This window comes from Anaerococcus obesiensis ph10, from assembly GCF_000311745.1.
Taxonomy (GTDB): Bacteria; Bacillota; Clostridia; order Tissierellales; family Peptoniphilaceae; genus Anaerococcus; species Anaerococcus vaginalis.
The window spans coordinates 46,340-65,141 of the sequence record NZ_HE978533.1 but is presented as its reverse complement, the minus strand read 5'-3'; the positions used below and the strand labels follow the sequence as shown (position 1 = coordinate 65,141).

Annotated in this window: 19 protein-coding genes; 12 read left to right on the top strand and 7 right to left on the bottom strand. The window is 27.9% G+C overall.

The genetic code is table 11. From position 1 onward, the window contains the following. Positions 1 to 8: 8 nt before the first annotated feature. From HGAG_RS09570 to HGAG_RS09550, 5 genes are all read right to left on the bottom strand, one after another. A complete protein-coding gene (locus HGAG_RS09570; RefSeq protein ID WP_019118933.1) occupies positions 9 to 308 on the bottom strand; it encodes a PTS sugar transporter subunit IIB in 300 nt (99 codons plus the stop codon). After that, complete coding sequence (locus HGAG_RS09565; RefSeq protein WP_019118932.1) at positions 301 to 765, bottom strand: PTS sugar transporter subunit IIA; 465 nt, start codon at positions 763 to 765, stop codon at positions 301 to 303. The genes HGAG_RS09570 and HGAG_RS09565 overlap by 8 nt, the downstream gene beginning before the upstream one ends. Next, a complete protein-coding gene (locus HGAG_RS09560) occupies positions 766 to 1,410 on the bottom strand; it encodes a bifunctional 4-hydroxy-2-oxoglutarate aldolase/2-dehydro-3-deoxy-phosphogluconate aldolase (RefSeq protein WP_019118931.1) in 645 nt (214 codons plus the stop codon). Then, positions 1,397 to 3,286, bottom strand: coding sequence for a BglG family transcription antiterminator (locus HGAG_RS09555; RefSeq protein WP_019118930.1), 1,890 nt, complete (start codon positions 3,284 to 3,286; stop codon positions 1,397 to 1,399). Before HGAG_RS09555 ends, HGAG_RS09560 begins: the two co-directional genes overlap by 14 nt. Before the next feature lie 191 nt (positions 3,287 to 3,477). Then, positions 3,478 to 4,524, bottom strand: coding sequence for an exonuclease/endonuclease/phosphatase family protein (locus tag HGAG_RS09550; protein WP_019118929.1), 1,047 nt, complete (start codon positions 4,522 to 4,524; stop codon positions 3,478 to 3,480). A 252-nt stretch (positions 4,525 to 4,776) separates the two neighbouring features. Here HGAG_RS09550 and HGAG_RS09545 point away from each other — a divergent pair, with 252 nt between their 5' ends. The 12 genes from HGAG_RS09545 (at position 4,777) to HGAG_RS09490 (ending at position 14,992) form a co-directional block, all read left to right on the top strand. Beyond that, positions 4,777 to 5,643, top strand: coding sequence for a DegV family protein (locus HGAG_RS09545; protein WP_019118928.1), 867 nt, complete (start codon positions 4,777 to 4,779; stop codon positions 5,641 to 5,643). Between the two features lie 393 nt (positions 5,644 to 6,036). Then, the gene (locus HGAG_RS12515) at positions 6,037 to 6,114 is read left to right on the top strand and encodes a hypothetical protein (RefSeq protein WP_154645854.1); all 78 of its coding nucleotides are present in this window, start codon (positions 6,037 to 6,039) and stop codon (positions 6,112 to 6,114) included. A gap of 118 nt (positions 6,115 to 6,232) precedes the next feature. Next, positions 6,233 to 6,748 carry a hypothetical protein gene (locus tag HGAG_RS09540; RefSeq protein WP_019118927.1) on the top strand — a complete coding sequence of 172 codons (516 nt, stop codon included), beginning with the start codon at positions 6,233 to 6,235 and terminating at the stop codon, positions 6,746 to 6,748. 19 nt (positions 6,749 to 6,767) lie between these two features. Beyond that, positions 6,768 to 6,983 carry a hypothetical protein gene (locus HGAG_RS09535; protein WP_019118926.1) on the top strand — a complete coding sequence of 72 codons (216 nt, stop codon included), beginning with the start codon at positions 6,768 to 6,770 and terminating at the stop codon, positions 6,981 to 6,983. A gap of 447 nt (positions 6,984 to 7,430) precedes the next feature. Next, entirely contained in the window at positions 7,431 to 7,649 is a 219-nt protein-coding gene (locus HGAG_RS09530; protein ID WP_004839809.1) for a FeoA family protein, read from the top strand. Positions 7,650 to 7,651: 2 nt separating this feature from the next. Beyond that, positions 7,652 to 7,876, top strand: a complete 225-nt coding sequence (locus tag HGAG_RS09525; RefSeq protein ID WP_019118925.1) for a FeoA family protein — start codon at positions 7,652 to 7,654, stop codon at positions 7,874 to 7,876. Continuing rightward, complete coding sequence (gene feoB, locus HGAG_RS09520; RefSeq protein WP_019118924.1) at positions 7,877 to 10,027, top strand: ferrous iron transport protein B; 2,151 nt, start codon at positions 7,877 to 7,879, stop codon at positions 10,025 to 10,027. Between the two features lie 27 nt (positions 10,028 to 10,054). After that, a complete protein-coding gene (locus HGAG_RS10995; RefSeq protein WP_019118923.1) occupies positions 10,055 to 10,267 on the top strand; it encodes a hypothetical protein in 213 nt (70 codons plus the stop codon). A gap of 228 nt (positions 10,268 to 10,495) precedes the next feature. Next, positions 10,496 to 10,822, top strand: coding sequence for a DUF6110 family protein (locus HGAG_RS09510; RefSeq protein ID WP_019118922.1), 327 nt, complete (start codon positions 10,496 to 10,498; stop codon positions 10,820 to 10,822). A 1-nt stretch (position 10,823) separates the two neighbouring features. Next, the gene (locus HGAG_RS09505) at positions 10,824 to 12,896 is read left to right on the top strand and encodes a heavy metal translocating P-type ATPase (protein WP_019118921.1); all 2,073 of its coding nucleotides are present in this window, start codon (positions 10,824 to 10,826) and stop codon (positions 12,894 to 12,896) included. Positions 12,897 to 13,095: 199 nt separating this feature from the next. Then, complete coding sequence (locus HGAG_RS09495) at positions 13,096 to 14,106, top strand: threonine aldolase family protein (RefSeq protein ID WP_019118919.1); 1,011 nt, start codon at positions 13,096 to 13,098, stop codon at positions 14,104 to 14,106. Between the two features lie 4 nt (positions 14,107 to 14,110). Beyond that, positions 14,111 to 14,992: a radical SAM protein gene (locus HGAG_RS09490; RefSeq protein WP_019118918.1), complete on the top strand. Its 882-nt coding sequence runs from the start codon at positions 14,111 to 14,113 to the stop codon at positions 14,990 to 14,992. A 41-nt stretch (positions 14,993 to 15,033) separates the two neighbouring features. Here the strand turns inward: HGAG_RS09490 and HGAG_RS09485 are convergent, their stop codons facing one another. Both HGAG_RS09485 and HGAG_RS09480 read right to left on the bottom strand, forming a co-directional pair. Beyond that, entirely contained in the window at positions 15,034 to 15,702 is a 669-nt protein-coding gene (locus tag HGAG_RS09485; RefSeq protein ID WP_019118917.1) for a hypothetical protein, read from the bottom strand. A 2-nt stretch (positions 15,703 to 15,704) separates the two neighbouring features. Continuing rightward, the gene (locus HGAG_RS09480) at positions 15,705 to 18,512 is read right to left on the bottom strand and encodes an AAA family ATPase (RefSeq protein WP_019118916.1); all 2,808 of its coding nucleotides are present in this window, start codon (positions 18,510 to 18,512) and stop codon (positions 15,705 to 15,707) included. Positions 18,513 to 18,802: the final 290 nt, after the last annotated feature.

The window sequence follows — 18,802 nt, the reverse complement described above, 5'->3', positions numbered from 1 at the left end:
TCCTCCTATTATTTACTTAGTATTTCAACTATTTCATTGATAGTTTTATCTTCGTTAATTCCCGTTATAAAAGGCATTCCAGATACAACTGGTATATTACCACTAATATCCTTGCCTAACTTTCCAGTAGGAACAATCAAATCAACATCATTTGTTTTTAATGCACCTGATATTTCTGAAAATTTCATTTGTAAAATTTTTGGTTGAGCCAATTTGTGTTTTTCTACAAGATTTTTGATTTTATTTACAGCTATAGTTGATGTGATCATTGAAGATGCACATGCAACGATTATTGTTTTACTACTCATTTGTTACTTTCTCCTTAAATAAATTTTTTATGATATTTTTAATTTCATTTTCATTTTTACATTTTAATATTTCTTTTAGCTTTTCTTGATTTTGCACCAAAGCCATAAGTTTTTGTAAAACTTCAACTTTTTTATCTCCAGTATTGAAAAATAAGTGAATTATTATATCAACACTAACGTCTTTATCAGGATCATCCATTCTCTTAAAAATTAGGGGGCTTTTAAGAGTTGATAAAACTATTCCTTCAACATTAGAATACTTATGGTCAGTATGAGGAATGGCTATGTTAATATTTCCTATTTTAAGACCAGTTGGAAATATTTTTTCCCTATCTATAATTGAATCCAGATATTTTTCACAAACTGAATTTGTTTTATACATTTTTTCAAAAGTTTCTTTAAAATACTCAAAAGTATTTGAGTATTCAACATTTATATTTGCGTATATAAGTTCCATTTATAAGCTACTTTCTTCATAAGAATTGATTATATCAAGCATTTTATCTACTGATTTTAACAATTCTTCCGTACTTCTATTTTTTACATCTTCCTTATTAAACATGGAAGAACCAACACCTACATAACTTGCACCACAAGTCAAAAACTCTTTTAAATTTTCTTTTTTAACACCTCCTACAGCCATTATATTTAGTTTATCAAGTGGGCCCATAACTTGATTAACGTAATTTGATTTTAATGAAGAAAAAGGAAATACTTTAATGATATCAGCACCATAAAGAACCATTTTGTAGATTTCACTTGGAGTCATAGCACCTGGTACTGTATATACTCCTTTTTCTTTTGCATAATCTATAACTTCTTTGCTTAGAGTTACTGGACTTAATATAAATTTTGCACCGTTTGTTATAGCATCTTTTGCTTGGTCTAAATTTAATATTGTGCCAGCACCTATCATAATCTTTTTCCCAAATTCTTTAGAAGCATCTTTTATAATTTTTAGGTAATTATCTGTATTACTTGTAATTTCTATACCTACATTTTTTTTAGAATCAGCAAGAATCTTTATAAGATACAAAGCATCTTCATAAGAGTATCCTCTAAGGATAATTGTTAATCTGGGATAGTTTTTAATTTCTTTCATTATTATTACCTTCCTTAAAATATTCCAAAATTTCTTTTACTGACTTATTTCTTAGCTTTTTTATTTCCTCGAAAGAAAAAATGATATTATATATTTCGTTTATACAATTTTTAAAATCATCATTATCTTTTTCTATAAAATTAAATAATATTATGACCTTAACGCATCCTTCATTCCGTTTAATATCTTTATTTAGTGTAAATATAGAGATATTAGATTTTTTTATCGTTTTTGAATTAGCATGGGGAAGAGCAATTCCTGTTTCAAAAAATGTTCTTCCATGTTTTTCTCTATCTAGGATAGAATTTTTAAAATCATCATAAACCAAATCTTTTTTTCTAAGAATTTCAAAAGCCTTAATAATAAAATCTTCTTTCGAATCAACTTTGAAGTTTGTATAAATTAAGTCCTCTCTTAAATATTTATCAATAGATGCAAATGAATTTTTTCTCGAATCAAGTAAATCAAATTTATTGTAAGTAGTTATTATATTTATATAATCTTCAGTTGTTATGGTAGGAGAAACCTTAACTACAGGAATATCAGGATCATGATAATCAATAGAGCTTATTATCATATCTGCAATAACTTTGTTATTTTTAATATCTTCCAAATTTTTAACTATGATTTCACAGTCTTTAGGAAGAAATTTTTTAACCTTTTCCAATATTATTTGAGAAAACACCATTCCATATTGGCATAAAATTATAATTTTTTTAAAGTTGTTTTGTTTTTCGATAGCTATTAAAAAATGTAAAAGAACTAAAGAAACTTCATTGCCGTTTAAAGTAACTTTGTAGGTATTTTCAATCAATTCAAGAGCATTCCAAACGATTTTATATAAAGAAAAATATTCATTTTTAATATCTTCTAAAAGTTTAAAGTAAATATAAATATCATTTTGTAAACGAGATACCATTAAAGGAAGATGATATTTTAAAGATGAAATAAGCACTTGGTTGTTAGTTAAATCACTATTTATATCCTTAGAAACCTTGCTTATTATTTCTTTTGTCAATGAAACATCTATCAAATTATCTTTATATGAATACTTATATAAGCCATGCGTATAAATTAAATTTATTAAATATTTTATTTCACAAGATTTTACACAAGAAAAATTACTTACTAATAAAGATTTAATTTTATATTCAATATTTTTGTCTAAGTCTATAATTTCATCAAGATATTGGACTTTATGGCCACAACTTCTGCGATCATAAAATATTGCTGTAGAAATATAAAATGAATCGTAGTAATAATTTGGTATATTTATATTTTCTATAGAATTTATAAAATCTATGATATCTTTTAAAAATAAGTTTGCCCTATTTGATAACAATTCCCTTTGAACTTCATCTATTGAAACTTTGTATTTATAAATCACGTTATATATAAGATATTTAAGAGCTGATTGTATAAGTGTTTCAGAACCTTTAATTTCCAAAAAATCATTTTGTACAAAAATTTCAACATCAAATTTTCTTATATAATAATTGAAATTCTTAATGTCATTATAAATTGAACTTTTGCTAATATAGAATTTATCTGAAATATCAGTTATAGTGGTTTTGTAGGAATTTCCAATAAGCATTTTGATTAAATAAATTCTTCTGCTTTCAATATCTAAATAATCATTGTGTGAAAAAAATTTATTTATTGACAAATCAATATTAGAATTATCATTTAAAACAATCCCTAAAGAAGGTTTTTTATCTATAAACAGATGAGATTTATCATTTAAAGAGTTGATTTCATCGATGTATTTGTAGATTGTCTTAGTGGATAAATTTAAAGATTTTGCATAGTAAGAAGCGGGCTTGTAATTACTATTTTCTTTTAATAAATCAATAAATTTAAGAATATTATTTTTCACCTTATCCTCCTTAATAAAAGGTTATCATTTTTAAATAATTGAGTAAAATCAAACAACTTCCACATTAAAACAGCAAATTTAAAATTTTTATTTATTAATTCTAAATGAAAAAGCGCTTTTGCAATATATGAAATAAATTTCATTTTACAAAAGCACTTTTTTATATTTTATTTGATATTAACTTTTAAATTTTATTTCAAAACAAATTCCATCAAAACTGGATTGTGGTCGGAGTATTGGAAATTTTCTTTTTCTTGGGTTTTTATTGTTTTTATTTTTATATTATCTGTTGCCATAAATCCGTCTATGGTTGAAAGGTAGGCGTCTTTTCCTGTGTATGGTTTGTCGTTTACTACTGATGTTTCTCCGTTTTTGTCGTAGTAGAGTTTTATATTTTCTGTTAGCAATTCTTTTGGCAAAATATTTGGATTCCAAATTCCTTCTGGCAATTCTTTGTAGTTTCCTGTTAGCTCTTGGTTAAAATCTCCGCCTACTATCACGTAATTGCCTTTTTTGTATTCTTTGTTTACAAAATTTATTATTTCTTTTGTTTGATCGATTCTTCCCTTGTTTCCTTTTTCGTAAGCGTCTAGGTGGACGTTTACTATTACTAATTTTTTATCGGAATTTTTTATGTCAATGTATGAAGGGTTGAAGGCTCTTTTTAGATTTACAAGTCTTGATGGAAATTTGTGAGGGATTTCTTGTTGGTACCTTTTTGATTTTTGTATTTTAAAATTTGTTTGGGTCATTATTCCTGATTCAACTTTTCCCATTGGTGGGATTGGGTATGGAATAAATGATGCCTTAAAATTTAGGGTGAAAGTCGTGTTGCCCAAAAGTTTTTTTCTTATTTTCTCGTACTCGTTAATGTAGTAGGTTCTTTTTGAATTTATATCTACTTCTTGGAAAAATTTTATGTCGGCATTTATTTTTTCGCTTGAATTAATGATGTGGTTAATTGATTTTTCTACATGGTTTTTGTTTATTGGAAAGACCATTTTGCCTCCGTCCATAAAAAAATCTGTGTCTTTATCAAGTCCGCCGTAACCGATATTCCATGTCATTATTGTATAATTTTTGCCGATTTCTGGATTTTTTTCGCCTTTTCCTTGGATTTCTACATTTTCAATTTTTTCTGGTCTGTATTCTTTTATCCAAAGATAGGATAGGAGAATCAAAATTCCTATTAGAATTATTCCTATTATGGAAAAGATAATTTTGAATGCTTTTTTCATTTTTCACCTCTATAATTTTTGGGAAATTTCCCTTATTTGTTATTTGTATAATATAAATACCCCTTTTTTCTTCTTATATATAAGGAAAGAAAATTAAAATAGGAAAATAAATAAAATCTCTATAATTACTTTGTAAAATAAATTTAATAAGATTGTTTTAAATTTCTAGAAAAGTATAGTTACTTTACGAAAGATTATGTATTAAAAAATATTTACAATATAAATAAAGAGCCTTTAATTGATGGAGTTATTATGGAAAAAGTAAAAATTATAGCTGATTCGGGATGCAATATAGACCTTGATATGGCAAAGGAATATGATATTTCAATACTTCCTTTTAATATAAATTTCAAAGACAAATCTTACACTGACCTTTACGAATTAAGTAGGGAAGATTTTTTTATAAAATATAAGGAAAGCAAAGAAAGAGTTACAACTTCTATGCCATCTCCTGGGAAATTTTTGAAATTATTGGAAGAAGAATACCAAAAAGGATATAGAAATTTTATAGTATTTTCAATTACAAAGAAATTTTCTGGAATTTATCAAATGATGGATATGATGAAAGAGGAATTTGTAGAAGAAAATTCAGATGCAAGAATTAAAATAATAGATACAAATACAGCCACAATAGCTGCAATTTATCCTGTAATAAAAGCTGCAATTTATGCAAAAGATGGAATGGGACTTGATGAAATCTACAAAAAAAGTCTGGATAATTTAAAATATTGCAACGTGGCAGGAGTTGTAAAAAATTTGGATGCCTTGGTTAGGGGCGGAAGACTTCCAAAAACTATAGCCAAGCTTGCAAATTTAATTTCATTTTCTCCAGTTTTGTGCATAGAAGATGGAGAAATAAAATTAATAAAAAAAGTCACAGGAAAGAAAAAATCATACAAAGAATTAATAAAATATTTGAAAAAGCTTTGCAAAAAATACAAGGATTATCAAATAATAATTGGCGGAGCAGATAGTGGAGAAGAAATCGAAATTTTAAAAGAAGGACTAAGTAGCGAAATAGGAAATGCCCTAGATTTTAAAATAATAGACGTAACAGCAGTAATAGGCTCCCACTTAGGAGATGGAGTAATTTTCTGCTCAGTTTTCCCAATAAATTAGATTTAATAATTTGAAATAAAATATTTTTGTAATCGAATTTAACTAGTTTGTAAATAACCCAAGCCCAATTATTTGGGATCAGGCTATTGGCAAAGTAAATTTTTTCCCGTTTCGGTTGTTTATCCCGATTTATCGTGTGCAACAAGCGGAGAAATCTCATGAGATCTCTCCTTGCCTTTGTTTCACTCACGCTAAAATATGCTTTGCTTCACAAACTTATTCAGTGCTCTCACACTTTGTTTTAGTAATGAATGTGCCAAAAAAGGTTAAGCTCTTAGGGGCAGAGAAAATAATAAAAACTTGGAAATGAGATAATGCTCATGACAAAGGAGCAAGCGGAAAACCAGTAGCAACAGAAGTCCCATACGGATATATAAAAGACCCTAAGAACAAATATTTTTTGACAAAAGGAGTAAGGAAACATTTCAAGATAAGCTGTTTAAGATAGTACAATCGGAACGGAAAGAATAAAAAATAGACTGCTTAGCTATAAAAAACAAAACTATAAGTTGTAAAAAAATATTATGGAAAAATTTAATCAAAAAAGATATAATGCTATAAAAAGTTAGAAAAGATAGGAGATTATAAAATGGGATTGTTTGGGTTATTTGGAGGCAAGAAAACAGTTGAGCTTGATAAAGCAAAAAGTTATGAAAATAAAAATCGCATGAGAGAAATTTTTGATGCTAAAGTAAATAATGGTTCGGAATATAAAATAGTTTATGCTTATTCAGAAGATATAGGCGGTGCTAATTTCGCAGTGCTTCGTACTGTTTCCTATAAATACAGAAGTTTTATACTTGGCTATAAGGAAGATGACCTAAGTTTAGTTTTTCTTGAAGTAAGCCCTGATTTAAGTCAGGTTGGAGAAGCTCTTTTGTATAAACCGCAAGATGTAAAGAAAACCAATTTTACAAAGATGGTAGGTGCATATTATTTACAATATGGAAATTCGTTTAAGAAAGAATTTTTTAACTTTTTTGTTCCTGAGACTATTGATGATATAGTCAACCATGATTGGTATGATGAAGATACATTTACTTACATTGACCAAAGAGAAGTACATAGTAGTTGGGTGGATTTTTGGAATAAATTTTGTAAATAAAAGGTAATTTATTATTAATATGTTACCAAATTATATTTTGGCTTTTATACTTACAGTATTCCTAATATATAGTTTTATAAATATAAAAGTTAAAAAAGATAAGGTTAGCAATGGCTGTCTTTATGGAATAGGAATTCTTATTGCAATATTACTACTTGGAATGTCTATTTATGGAATAATATTTAATATTCCATTAGGGCAAGTACAGACGATAATAGAAAATAGCTTCAAATAAGAAAAATATAGATTTAAGAAACAGTAAATCAAAAATAGTTTACTGTTTTTTCTTTGCTCAAAAACATAAAGAAAGGAAAACAGAAAATGAAAAACATAGATGAAGAAATTTAAATTTTTATTATTTTTTTAGTTGTAGAAAATAAAAATCTTTTAATAACAAAATTTTTTTATTTATATTTATGTTCTCAAAAAATAAAACCAATATAATGATATTCAATATCAGATTATTCGGTGTATAATTGTTAATGAAGATAGTGATAATATATATCATTATTTTACATATTATTATTATTATGACTAAGTAAAACTTCACTGGTTCGGTTAGCTGGATTTCTTTTTTTTTAGAGATTGCTGATATTGACTATTATTACGAAAAATCATATAATTATAAGCCATAAATAAATTTATTTAAAATAATAGATTAATAAATAGAAAGAAGGAATATATGCCAATAACCTTATTAAATAATGGACAAGAAGCAGAAGTTATTAGAGTAACTGGAAATGATGAAATGAAAACCCATCTTTCAAATTTAGGTTTTGTAAAGGGGAAAAAAGTTAAATTATTTTTCTTTGATGGAGTAAATTACATTATTATGGTTGACAATAGCAAGTATGCTCTTAACAAAGACTTAGCAAAAAGAATATACGTGAGGGAGATATAATAATGAAAACTTTAAAAGATGTAGCAGTAGGAGAAACTGCTATAATAAAAAAAATTAAGGGAGATGGAGCTACCATAAGAAGAATTATGGATATGGGTCTTACAAAAAAAACTGAAGTTTATGTAAGAAAAATTGCTCCATTGGGAGATCCTATCCAAGTTAATTTGCGTGGTTATGAATTAACTCTTAGAAAAGAAGATGCAAAAAATATAGTAGTGGAGGAATAGATGACCTATACAGTTGCTTTAGCTGGAAATCCTAATTCAGGAAAAACTACTCTTTTTAATGAGCTTACAGGTTCAAGCCAAAGAGTGGGTAACTGGCCAGGGGTTACGGTTGATAAAAAAGAAGGAAAATTAAAAGGGCACAAGGATATTATTATCCAAGATTTGCCAGGAATTTATTCACTTTCTCCTTATACAATGGAAGAAGTGGTTTCAAGAGAATATTTGGTTGAACAAAAACCAGATTTGATTGTAAATTTAGTTGATGGTTCAAATTTGATTAGAAATCTTTATCTTACAAGTCAGCTTATTGAACTTGGTATTCCAACAATAATAGCTTTGAATATGATGGATATTGTTAAATCAAACGGCGATGTTATTGATAAAGATAATCTTTCTGAAATTCTTGGCTGCCCAGTTGTAGAAATTGTTGCTAGTAAGAAAAAAGGAACAAAAGATTTAATAGAAAAAATTGTAAAATCACAAAATAAATTATCTTTGCCTAAGCCATTGATATATTCTGGAGAGCTAGAAGAAGTTTTAGAAAAAATTTCTAGTGAAATTTCAGATTCTGTTGATTCTAAATTAGAAAGATATTTATCAATAAAGGCTTTTGAAAATGATGAAGATATGTTTGAAAATATTTCTTTATCAACTAGCCAAAAAGAAAATATAAAGACTTTAAGAGAAGATTTTGAGAAAAAAGAAGATGATGTTGCTGAGGGAATTATAACTACAGAAAGATATGAAGCTCTTGGAGAAGTTGGAGAAAAAGTTTTAAAGAAAGCTCCTCCAAAACTTTCAACAACTGACAAAATCGATAAAATAGTTACAAATAGGATTTTGGGACTTCCAATTTTTGCCCTTGTAATGTTTATTATTTATTATATAGCAATTTCAACTTTAGGAACTGGTGCAACTGATGCTGTAAATGGATTTTTTGAAGATACAATGACACCTGCCGTTGCAGATTTTCTAACAAATATGGGAATTAACGATGTTTTAGTAGGACTTGTAACTGATGGAATTATTGCTGGAGTTGGAGCAGTTCTTGGATTTTTACCACAAATGTTAGTATTGTTTGCCCTACTTTCAATTCTTGAAGATATAGGATACATGGCAAGAGTTGCTTTCGTAATGGATAGAGTATTTAGAAAATTTGGACTTTCTGGAAAATCATTTATACCAGTAATGATTGGAACAGGTTGTTCAGTTCCAGGAATCCAATCATCAAGAACAATAGAAAATGAAAGAGACAGAAGAATTACAATTATAACTACATCTTTCATGCCATGTTCTGCAAAACTTCCTGTAATAGCTTTAATCGCTGGAGCATTTTTCAAAGAAAACCAAGCCCTAGTTACATTTTCATTTTATATAATTGGAATAGTTTCTGTAATAATTTCTGGAATTATTTTAAAGAAATTTAAAGAATTTGCATCAGAGCCAGCTCCATTTGTTATGGAACTTCCACCATACCACGCACCAAGGGTTACTTCAGTTTTAAGAGATGTATTTAATAAAGGAATGAGCTTTGTAAAAAGAGCAGGAACAATAATTTTAGTATCATCAATAATTATTTGGTTCTTATCAAACTTTGACTTCTCATTTAAATTGGTAGAAGCTGAATCAGAAAACTCAATGCTTGCAGTTTTGGGTGGATATTTAGCAGTTTTATTTAAACCATTAGGATTTGGACAATGGCAATCAGCAGTAGCAACAATTACAGGATTCGTTGCAAAAGAAAACGTAGTTTCAACAATGGGTGTTGTTCTTGGAATTGGAGCAGATCTTGATGAAACAAATAGACAATTAATTACAGCTTTCAACCAAGCTATAGGAACACCAGTTGCTGGATATTCATTCTTGCTTTTCAATATGCTTTGTATGCCATGTTTTGCAGCAGTTGGAGCTATAAAAACAGAAATGAATAATAATAGATGGACACTTATTGCTATAGGATACCAAATGGCATTTGCCTATGCGATTGCATTTATTTTCTATCATTTAGCAAATTTCTTTGTATATAAAGAATTTTCATTTATGACAATACTTGCAATAATAGTGTTGATAGGTGTTTTGTATTTGATTTTTAGACCTGTAAAATACAAAGAAGAAAAAAGATCTTACAAATTAAATTTTGCAAGAAAATAAAAAAAATCATTATGAAGGGATGGTTTTATGAATATACAATCTTGGATACTTTTGATAATAATTTTGGGAACTTGCTCTTATATTATCTATACTAGATTTATAAAAGAAGGCTCAAATTTTGGTTGCAAAGACTGTGCTCAAAAAACTTCTTGCAATAGTGGAAAGTGTCAAAGTAAAAAGAAAAAAATAAAGAAAAATCTAAATCATGTCCATATTGTGACTGATTTAATTTTAAAATAATTCTTAATTAAGAAAGGCTTTTGTAAATTGATTATTTCCATGAAGGATGTATTTGCAAAAGCTCTTTTTTAAAAATATAAAATAATTCACAATAAATTTTGCCGATATTAGAAATCATTACAAATGATAAAGATTTTTATTAGCAAAATTTAAAATAAAGCTAAAAAAATTTGCAAAAAATAATTAAAGCGGTTATAATTATTTCAATAAAAAAAATAGGAGGAAAAGATGATTAAAGTAAACAAAAAAATTATAAGTACAGGTATTGGAGTAATAGCGGGAGCTATTGGGGGAAAGGTTCTTACATCAAAATTAGCAAAAAAGGCTGCTGTAGCTACAGTCCAACAAGGATTGAAAGCAAAAAGTGCTGTTGATAAGACTGTAGAAAATATAAAAGTTACAACTGATGATATAGTGGCTGAAGCAAAAATTAAAAATGAAATAGAAGAAAGACTTGAAGCTGAAGCAAAAGATAAGCTTGATATAGAAAATGTTGCTTCAGAAGCTAAAGAAGAAGTTAAGGAAGAAATAATAAAAGAAATTAAAGAGGACTAGGATGAGAGCGGCCATAAAGGCGAGAACTATTGGAAGAAGTAGGTTTATTTACGAGGATTATCTAAAAAAATCTAACATCAATAAATTAAAGTACAAAATTGAACAAGTAAAGGGCGTGAAATCTTGTGAAATTTCTTATATATCAAAATCTATTATTGTAAATTATGATGAAGATTTGATAGGAAATATTGCAAGATTTATCCTAGATTTTGATTTGAAATCTTTGGATAATTTTGATATTGAAGATGCGGATTTTATTCCTCAGGTTGATAAATCAATTTTTCATATATTAAGAAATTCAGCATACAAGAGAATTGTGTTTGGTTATCTTATGCCTATCAGTATTAGGCCATTTTTTACACTTTTGAGAGCTTATCCTTTTATAAAGGAAGGCTTAAAATCCATAAAAAATAGAAAGATAGATGTGGCAGTTTTGGATGCAAGTGCAATTACAATTTCTATAATTACAGGAAAATTTGGGGATGCGGCTAGCATAATGGCCCTCTTATCATTGGGAGAAGAGCTTGAGGATTATACCTTAAAAAAATCAAGACTTAATTTAAAATCTTCGCTTGCTTTAAATGTTGATAAAGTTTTTGTAAAAGATGGAAATCAAAAAATAATCAAAAATTTAAAAGATGTAGAAATCGGAGATTTAATTTATATTTCTATGGGAAGTAAAATTCCTGTGGATGGAGAAGTTGTTGAGGGATTTGCCATGGTAAATGAGGCTTCATTTACTGGAGAGGCAAAAGCTGTTGAAAAAAATGAAAATTCTACTGTTTTTGCAGGGACTGTTCTTGAAGAAGGAGAGCTTTTAGTAAAAACTAATAAAAAATATGGAGATTCTAGATTAAATCACATAATAAAACTTATTGAAGATAGTGAAAAAAATAAATCTCTTGCTCAATTAAAAGCAGAATCTATGGCTGATTCTTTGGTAAAATATTCTTTTATTGGGGCAGGATTAACATATTTATTTACAAGAAATTTCATAAAAGCAAAATCATTTTTGATGGTAGATTATTCTTGTGCCTTAAAACTTACAATTCCAATTGCATATATGAAGGCTATAAGTCAGGCTGGAGAAGAAAATATTTTGGTAAAAGGTGGAAAATATTTTGAGAGCATAGCTAAAGCTGACACAATTATTTTTGATAAAACTGGAACATTAACCAAGTCCCAGCCAGAAGTCAAAAAAGTAATTTCCTTTGATATTGATGAGGATGAGGCTTTAAGAATAGCTGCTTGCCTTGAGGAACATTTTCCTCATTCAATAGCAAGAGCTGTTGTGAAAAAAGCTGTGGAAAAAAATCTTTGCCACGAAGAAATGCATTCAAAGCCAGAATATATAATGGCTCATGGTATAAAATCAAAAATAAATGGAAAAACAGCTCTCATAGGAAGCGAACATTTTATTCTTGAAGACGAAGGAATAAAAATTAATTCCCAACAAGGAGATTTGATAAATTCATTAAAAGAAGAATATTCTCTTTTGTTTATGGCTTATGACAATAAATTGATGGCGGTTTTATGCATTGATGATCCAATTAGAGAAGATGCAAAAAAGACAGTAATGGCTTTGAGAGATTTAGGTTTTACTCATATTGCTATGCTTACAGGAGATAATGAAAATTCTGCTAGAGCTGTAAGCAAAAAACTTGATTTAGATTTTTATAAATCCCAAGTTCTTCCAGAGGACAAAGAAAATTATGTAAGAAAAATGAAACAAATGGGAAGAAAAATTATAATGATAGGAGATGGAGTAAACGATTCAATTGCTCTATCAAGGGCAGACGTGGGAATTTCTATGTCAAAAGGTGCAGATCTTGCCAAAGAAATCTCTGACGTTTCAATAAAAACAGATTCGCTCAAAGAATTAGTTGATCTTGTAAAACTTTCAAGAAGTGTAGATAAGAGGGTAAAAAATGATTATGAAAAAATAATTGCCTTTAATAGTTTATTGATAGCGTTAGGTTTAACATCGTTTATAACAAATACTCAATCAGCACTTTTACACAATATTTCCACTGTAGCTATAGCAAGTGAAAATATGAAAAAATATAAATTTTAAAAACCAAAGTTTAAAGCTTTGGTTTTTTCTTTGGGAAAATTTAATTAATTAGTAAATAAAATTTTAAAAATATTAAAAGTAAAGAAATCCTAGGAATTAAATTCGACTAACAAAGTGATGGTTGTAAATTTTAAAATGGAAAAAACTTATGAAAAATGTATGATAGGAATAAGAAAATCGTTTTTTATAAGGAGAATTTATGATTAATTTTAGAAATGACTATTCAGATATTTGTTATCCAGAAATTTTAGATGCTATAAAAGAAAATCTTGACCAAATAAATCCAGGATATGGGGTTGATGATCACAGCAAAAATGCTGAAAAATTGATTAAAGAAAAATTAGAAGATGAAAATGTTGATATTTATTTTATCCACGGGGGAACAGGAGCAAATATTCTTGGGGCAAGTGTAGGAATGGTGGCACAAGAATCAATAATTTCTGCAACAACAGGCCACATTGAAGATCAAGAAGCAGGAGCAATCGAGGCTTGTGGAATAAAAATCGAAACAATTCCAACAAATGACGGAAAGATCACAAAAAAATTATTGGAAGAAAAATATAAATCTTTTACCAACGAACACCACACAGTTCCAAGAAAAGTTTATATATCAAACACAACAGAAGTTGGAACACTTTATAGTAAAAAAGATTTGGAAGAGCTTTACGATTTTTGTAAAAAACACGACTTATATTTATTTATGGACGGGGCAAGACTAGCACACGCCATGGCAAATGAAAAATCTGATCTAAAATTTAAAGATTTGACCAAACTTTGCGATATTTTTTATTTTGGAGGAACAAAAAACGGACTTATGTTCGGGGAAGCCCTTGTAATTGTAAATGATAATTTGAAGAAAAATTTCAGAAATTTGCAAAAACAAAAAGGAGCTATGCTTGCCAAAGGTTTTGTTACAGGAATTATGTTTGAAAGACTCTTCCAAGATGATTTGTATATCAAAGGAGCAAAAAAAGCCTACAAAATGGCAGAAAAATTGGCAAAAGGCTTTGAAGAAAAAGGCTACAAGCTTGCCTATGAATTTGAATCAAACCAAGTTTTTGTAGAAATTTCAGATAAAGATATAAAAAAATGGGAAGAATTTGCTTATTTTGAAGTGGGAGAAAAAAGAGAAGATAAATTCGTAGCAAGATTTGTAACAACCTACAAGAGCAAAGAAGAAGAAATCGAAGAATTTTTAGAAAGGATTTAGTATTATGCATTACACAGGACAAGTTTATAGACCACCACTTGAAGCCTACACTCCACTTTTGGAAGTTACTTACGGCTGTTCCCACAATAAGTGTGCCTTTTGTACCATGTATGGTATGACAAATTTTGGAATTTCTCCTTTAAAAGATGTAGAAAGTGATATTTTAGAAATTTCCATGACCTATCCAAGACCAATAGAAAGAATTTATTTATTAAACGGAGATCCCTTTGTCCTTTCAACAGTAAAATTAGTAGAAATTGCCGATTTAATCCACAAATATATCCCAGAAGTAAAAACAATAACTTCCTACGCAAGTTTTTATAATTTAAAAAATAAAACCAAAGAAGATTTGAAACTCTTAAGAGAAAAAGGCTACAATGAACTTTGGTTTGGAGTAGAAACAGGAAATCAAAAAGTCCTAGACTGGCTTGATAAGGGAGCAGATCTAAAAGATTATAAAAAAGGTATAGAGAAAATGAAATATGCAAACATGACCTACAACGCCATAGTAATGCAAGGAGTTGCAGGAAATGGAAATTCAAAAGAAAATGCAAGAGAAACAGCAAAATTTTTAAACCTCTATCCACCAATAGGAATTTTTATAATGAGTACAGACGTTCAAAGAGGGTCAAAATTATATAAAATGAGAGAAGAAGGAGATTTTAAAGAAACAAGTAACAGAGAAAACCTAGAAGAACAAATAGAATTATTAAAAAATCTAGATGTTCCGGGAAATGTCCTCTACTCATCAGGACACATAGTAAATCTTGTAAAAGTAACATCTCACATGAGAAATAAAGAAAAAATGATAAAAAAATTAGAAGACGCCCTAGAAAATCTAGACGAAAAAATCCTAGATTCCAAAAATATGGGTAGGGCAATTTAAAAAATAGGCTGTTGCAAGATTTTTTTGCAACAGCCTATTTTTTAGTTATTATTATCAACAGCCTCATTATATTTTCTTATGGTTCTTTTATGAAAAAATAATGTTAAGAAGGCCAAAGGTATGGTTATAAAATATTTAATTAGCTCTGTAAATAGTAGGACAATAAAAAATACAAATGTTGATGTACTTACATCTCTCCTATAGGTTGTTTTTGTTTCGCCAAGCCAATTTGTGCTAGTGGATGATTCGTGATAGTTCATAAATTTGCTTGAAGCTTTTGCCATATTTACAGCTCCATAAGGATTGAAAAATGATGAAAATCTTCCACCAACATATCTTTTATAATCTGCATACCACGAATAAGTATAATTTGTTAATAAAAAATACGCTAAATAAAGCATTCCTTTTAGAAAGCTATAATCAAAGCTAATAAGAATAAAAATTGAAGAAATTATTATATATGAATTTATATAAAATGTTATTCCCATTTTTGGTGTGGAAAAATAAGATGGATTTTTGTAAGGGTCAATAAATTCATCTTTAGACTTATTATCATAAGTAACATTTTGATTGGTAGTTTCTTCAATTGTTGGAGGTTTTACATATTCTGCTTCTTTTTTGGAAGGTGGTGTAATATATTCGTCATCATTATTAATAACTTTATTATTATCTTTTGATGGTGGTTTAATATATTGATTTTGATTAGCCATTTTTACTCCTTAATTTGTTCCAAATCCTCTATTGTAATTGTGTTTACATCATCTTCATTTGTATTTGAAATTCTTTGGCTCATTATTCTGATTAATTTTTCGTTAAAATTTCTAATCCATCGTCCATTACTATGGTCGTTTGATTTGTTATAATTGTTTTTTACAACTTGATAGTAGAGTTGTTCATCAACCTTATATGCGAATTTATCTAAGCTTGATAAGCCGATTTTTACAAGCTCATCTACAGTGTAGTCTTCAAAATAAAATTTGTTTGGAACTCTTGACTGAAGACCTGAATTTAAAGATAGAAATTCTTTCATTTCCTTGCTATATCCAGCAAATATTATTACTATGCTTTCTCTATAATCTTCCATAAATTTCAAGATTTCATCTATTGCTTCATTTCCAAAATCATTATCAGATCCTTGTGATAGGCTGTAGGCTTCGTCTATAAATAAAATTCCACCAAGTGCTGATTTTAAAACGGCTCTTGTTTTAATTGCAGTTTGACCTATATAACCTGCGACAAGATCTGATCTTGAAACTTCTATAAATTTATTTTCTTTTATAATAGATTTTTGATAGAGAAGATTACCTAAAATTCTAGCGACGGTGGTTTTTCCTGTACCAGGATTTCCAAGAAATAAGGAATGCAAAGTGAAGTTTTGGATTTTTTGTCCTGAATCTCTTCTTTTTTTATTTAGCTCTGCCATAGAAATAAATTCATCAACTTGCCTTTTTACTTGGTCTATTCCTATAAGATTTTGTAATTTATTATAAGCATCCTCATCTTTTCCATCATAGTTTTTGTATTTGCCAATATTAAATACCTGATCAATATCCTCGTTTGTTAAAGTCGAAAGATCTGTTGATTCACTTTCTATAACTCTTGTCGCAAATACTTTTAGTAGTTTTTCGTTAAAGTTTCTAATCCATCTAGCGTTAGATTTATCTATAGATTGTTCATAAGCAAATTTCACATTTTTTTCATAATAATTTCTATCTTCTATTACATATTGCTTTTCAATTAAAATACTTTCTCCGATTTGAACAATCTCATCACTTGAGTAATCTTCAAAAACAAATTTGTTGGCAACTCTAGAGTTTAGACCAGGATTTGTATCTAAAAATTCCTCCATTTCCTTAGTGTATCCAGCAAAAATTATCATAATTTCACTTCTGTGATCTTCCATATATTTAAGAATAGTATTTATAGCTTCTTGACCGAAATTTACAGAGGAATCTCCCTTATTTAAGGTGTAAGCTTCATCTATAAATAAAATTCCGCCTTTTGCTTTTTCTAATAATTTATAAGTTTGCTCAGCAGTTTGACCTACATTAGATGAAATCAAATCAGATTCACTAGCTTCAATGAAAATAAATTCTTCCTTATTATATAAGGCCTTATATTCAAATAAAATCTCTCCGATAAGCCTTGCTACAGTTGTTTTTCCAGTTCCAGGATTTCCAAGAAATACAGAATGGAGCGAATTTTCTTCAGGAAGAAAACCCATTTGGATTCTTTTATTATTAAATTCGACCATCCTAATCATTTTGTTTATTTCATTTTTTACAGAATTTAATCCAACTAATTTATTAAGCTTATCGTATGGCGAAAGCTCGTTTTCATTTGATGAGATATTTTCATCATCATCTATATCGTCATATAAAAATTCCTCATCCAAATTATCATTTTCAATTAAGCCGACCTTATAATAGGAATCATCAGACCTTTCTATTTTTATTGGAGAATTTTCATCATAATAATATTCGCCGTTAATAGATAAAAATTCAGTTAATAAGGTAGAGCTACCATTAATTCTAATATTAGGGGCAAAATATCTATTAAGGGAAATTTCGTAAGCTTTAAGTATAGAGTTATCTTGAATAAGCAAGTCAATTTTTTCATTATTCTCTCCTTTTAAATTAAAGGAGTCTTCTACAATTGCAAGAGATTTTTGATTTATACAAAATATTTCATTAACAGTTAATTTTGAAATAAAAGCTCTACTAGAATTAATATCCACAGATGAAACTATGTCATCATTAGAGATCAAATATGAGTTTTCATTTAAAAACAAGCAGCTAGGGTAATTTTTTTGTATAAATAAATTGTTATTTGAATTTATATTTGTGTTATATATGTATAAACAAGGATATCTTTTTTGGGTATCTCCTCCGTTGACAGTGGAGTTATTAATTTTTAAATCTGAATGTTTAGCATTTATTGCATTTGTGTAATATTTTTTTATACAGGACTTGTTAATACTTACATTAGAATAATCAAATGATAAAGAAAGACATAAGTCTGAATTGTTGATTTCTATATTAGAATTTTTTGCATATAATTTAGAATAAAAATCTCCCTTATCAAATGTACTAACATTTTCAAAATTTAAGCTTGAATTTTCAGAAACATAAACTTCTGGATATTTTTCTTGACTAGAATCTAATTTTATAAGATCAGTCCTATCTATTATTACTTTATTTAAAAAAACAGTGGAAGAATCTTTAATATTTAAAATATTATCAAATTTATTATTTGATTCTAACCACAAACTATTTATATTTACATTTGCTTTATTTTTTATGTTAAGTCTTCCAACAATTTTATTTGTATAATAATTTGTATTATCTTCAAAATTAACGTGACCTTCTAAGGTCAAATCTTTATCTATTTCAAAAAATCCATCTTCTAAAATTAGATGAAAATTTTCTTTTAATTCTAAAATATCGCCAGGACTACAAGCATAATAAGCTTGATAAAAATTCCAAGTATCGTTAGAATTGCCTATTAAATATCTTGCCATTTGTTCCTCCTTAATTTTATTTAATTATATCATATTTAAAATATAAAAATATCAATTAGTAATAGGAAGTTATTCTTTGAAAAATAATTTATTTTCATTTAAAAGTAGATCCTTATAATTGATAATAAATCTTGAAAAAAATTATTTTTTATGCTAATATATAAGAAGTATTTGGGAGGGAGTGAGTTTTGCACTCCCTTTCGTTTTCGCTATTTTTAAAAAATGTGAAAAATTTCAAAAAAATATAAGTTTATAAATTAGTCGAGATATTATATAATAAAAGTGATATT

Coding starts and splice junctions, on each gene's coding strand:
- HGAG_RS09525 (WP_019118925.1), top strand. CDS start 7,652: ATGAAAACTTTAAAAGATGTAGCAGTAGGAGAAACTGCTATAATAAAA.
- HGAG_RS09510 (WP_019118922.1), top strand. CDS start 10,496: ATGATTAAAGTAAACAAAAAAATTATAAGTACAGGTATTGGAGTAATA.
- HGAG_RS10995 (WP_019118923.1), top strand. CDS start 10,055: ATGAATATACAATCTTGGATACTTTTGATAATAATTTTGGGAACTTGC.
- HGAG_RS09480 (WP_019118916.1), bottom strand. CDS start 18,512: ATGGCAAGATATTTAATAGGCAATTCTAACGATACTTGGAATTTTTAT.
- HGAG_RS09495 (WP_019118919.1), top strand. CDS start 13,096: ATGATTAATTTTAGAAATGACTATTCAGATATTTGTTATCCAGAAATT.
- HGAG_RS09565 (WP_019118932.1), bottom strand. CDS start 765: ATGGAACTTATATACGCAAATATAAATGTTGAATACTCAAATACTTTT.
- HGAG_RS09570 (WP_019118933.1), bottom strand. CDS start 308: ATGAGTAGTAAAACAATAATCGTTGCATGTGCATCTTCAATGATCACA.
- HGAG_RS09530 (WP_004839809.1), top strand. CDS start 7,431: ATGCCAATAACCTTATTAAATAATGGACAAGAAGCAGAAGTTATTAGA.
- HGAG_RS09490 (WP_019118918.1), top strand. CDS start 14,111: ATGCATTACACAGGACAAGTTTATAGACCACCACTTGAAGCCTACACT.
- HGAG_RS09550 (WP_019118929.1), bottom strand. CDS start 4,524: ATGAAAAAAGCATTCAAAATTATCTTTTCCATAATAGGAATAATTCTA.
- HGAG_RS09540 (WP_019118927.1), top strand. CDS start 6,233: ATGGGATTGTTTGGGTTATTTGGAGGCAAGAAAACAGTTGAGCTTGAT.
- HGAG_RS09545 (WP_019118928.1), top strand. CDS start 4,777: ATGGAAAAAGTAAAAATTATAGCTGATTCGGGATGCAATATAGACCTT.
- HGAG_RS09485 (WP_019118917.1), bottom strand. CDS start 15,702: ATGGCTAATCAAAATCAATATATTAAACCACCATCAAAAGATAATAAT.
- HGAG_RS09535 (WP_019118926.1), top strand. CDS start 6,768: ATGTTACCAAATTATATTTTGGCTTTTATACTTACAGTATTCCTAATA.
- feoB (WP_019118924.1), top strand. CDS start 7,877: ATGACCTATACAGTTGCTTTAGCTGGAAATCCTAATTCAGGAAAAACT.
- HGAG_RS09560 (WP_019118931.1), bottom strand. CDS start 1,410: ATGAAAGAAATTAAAAACTATCCCAGATTAACAATTATCCTTAGAGGA.
- HGAG_RS09505 (WP_019118921.1), top strand. CDS start 10,824: ATGAGAGCGGCCATAAAGGCGAGAACTATTGGAAGAAGTAGGTTTATT.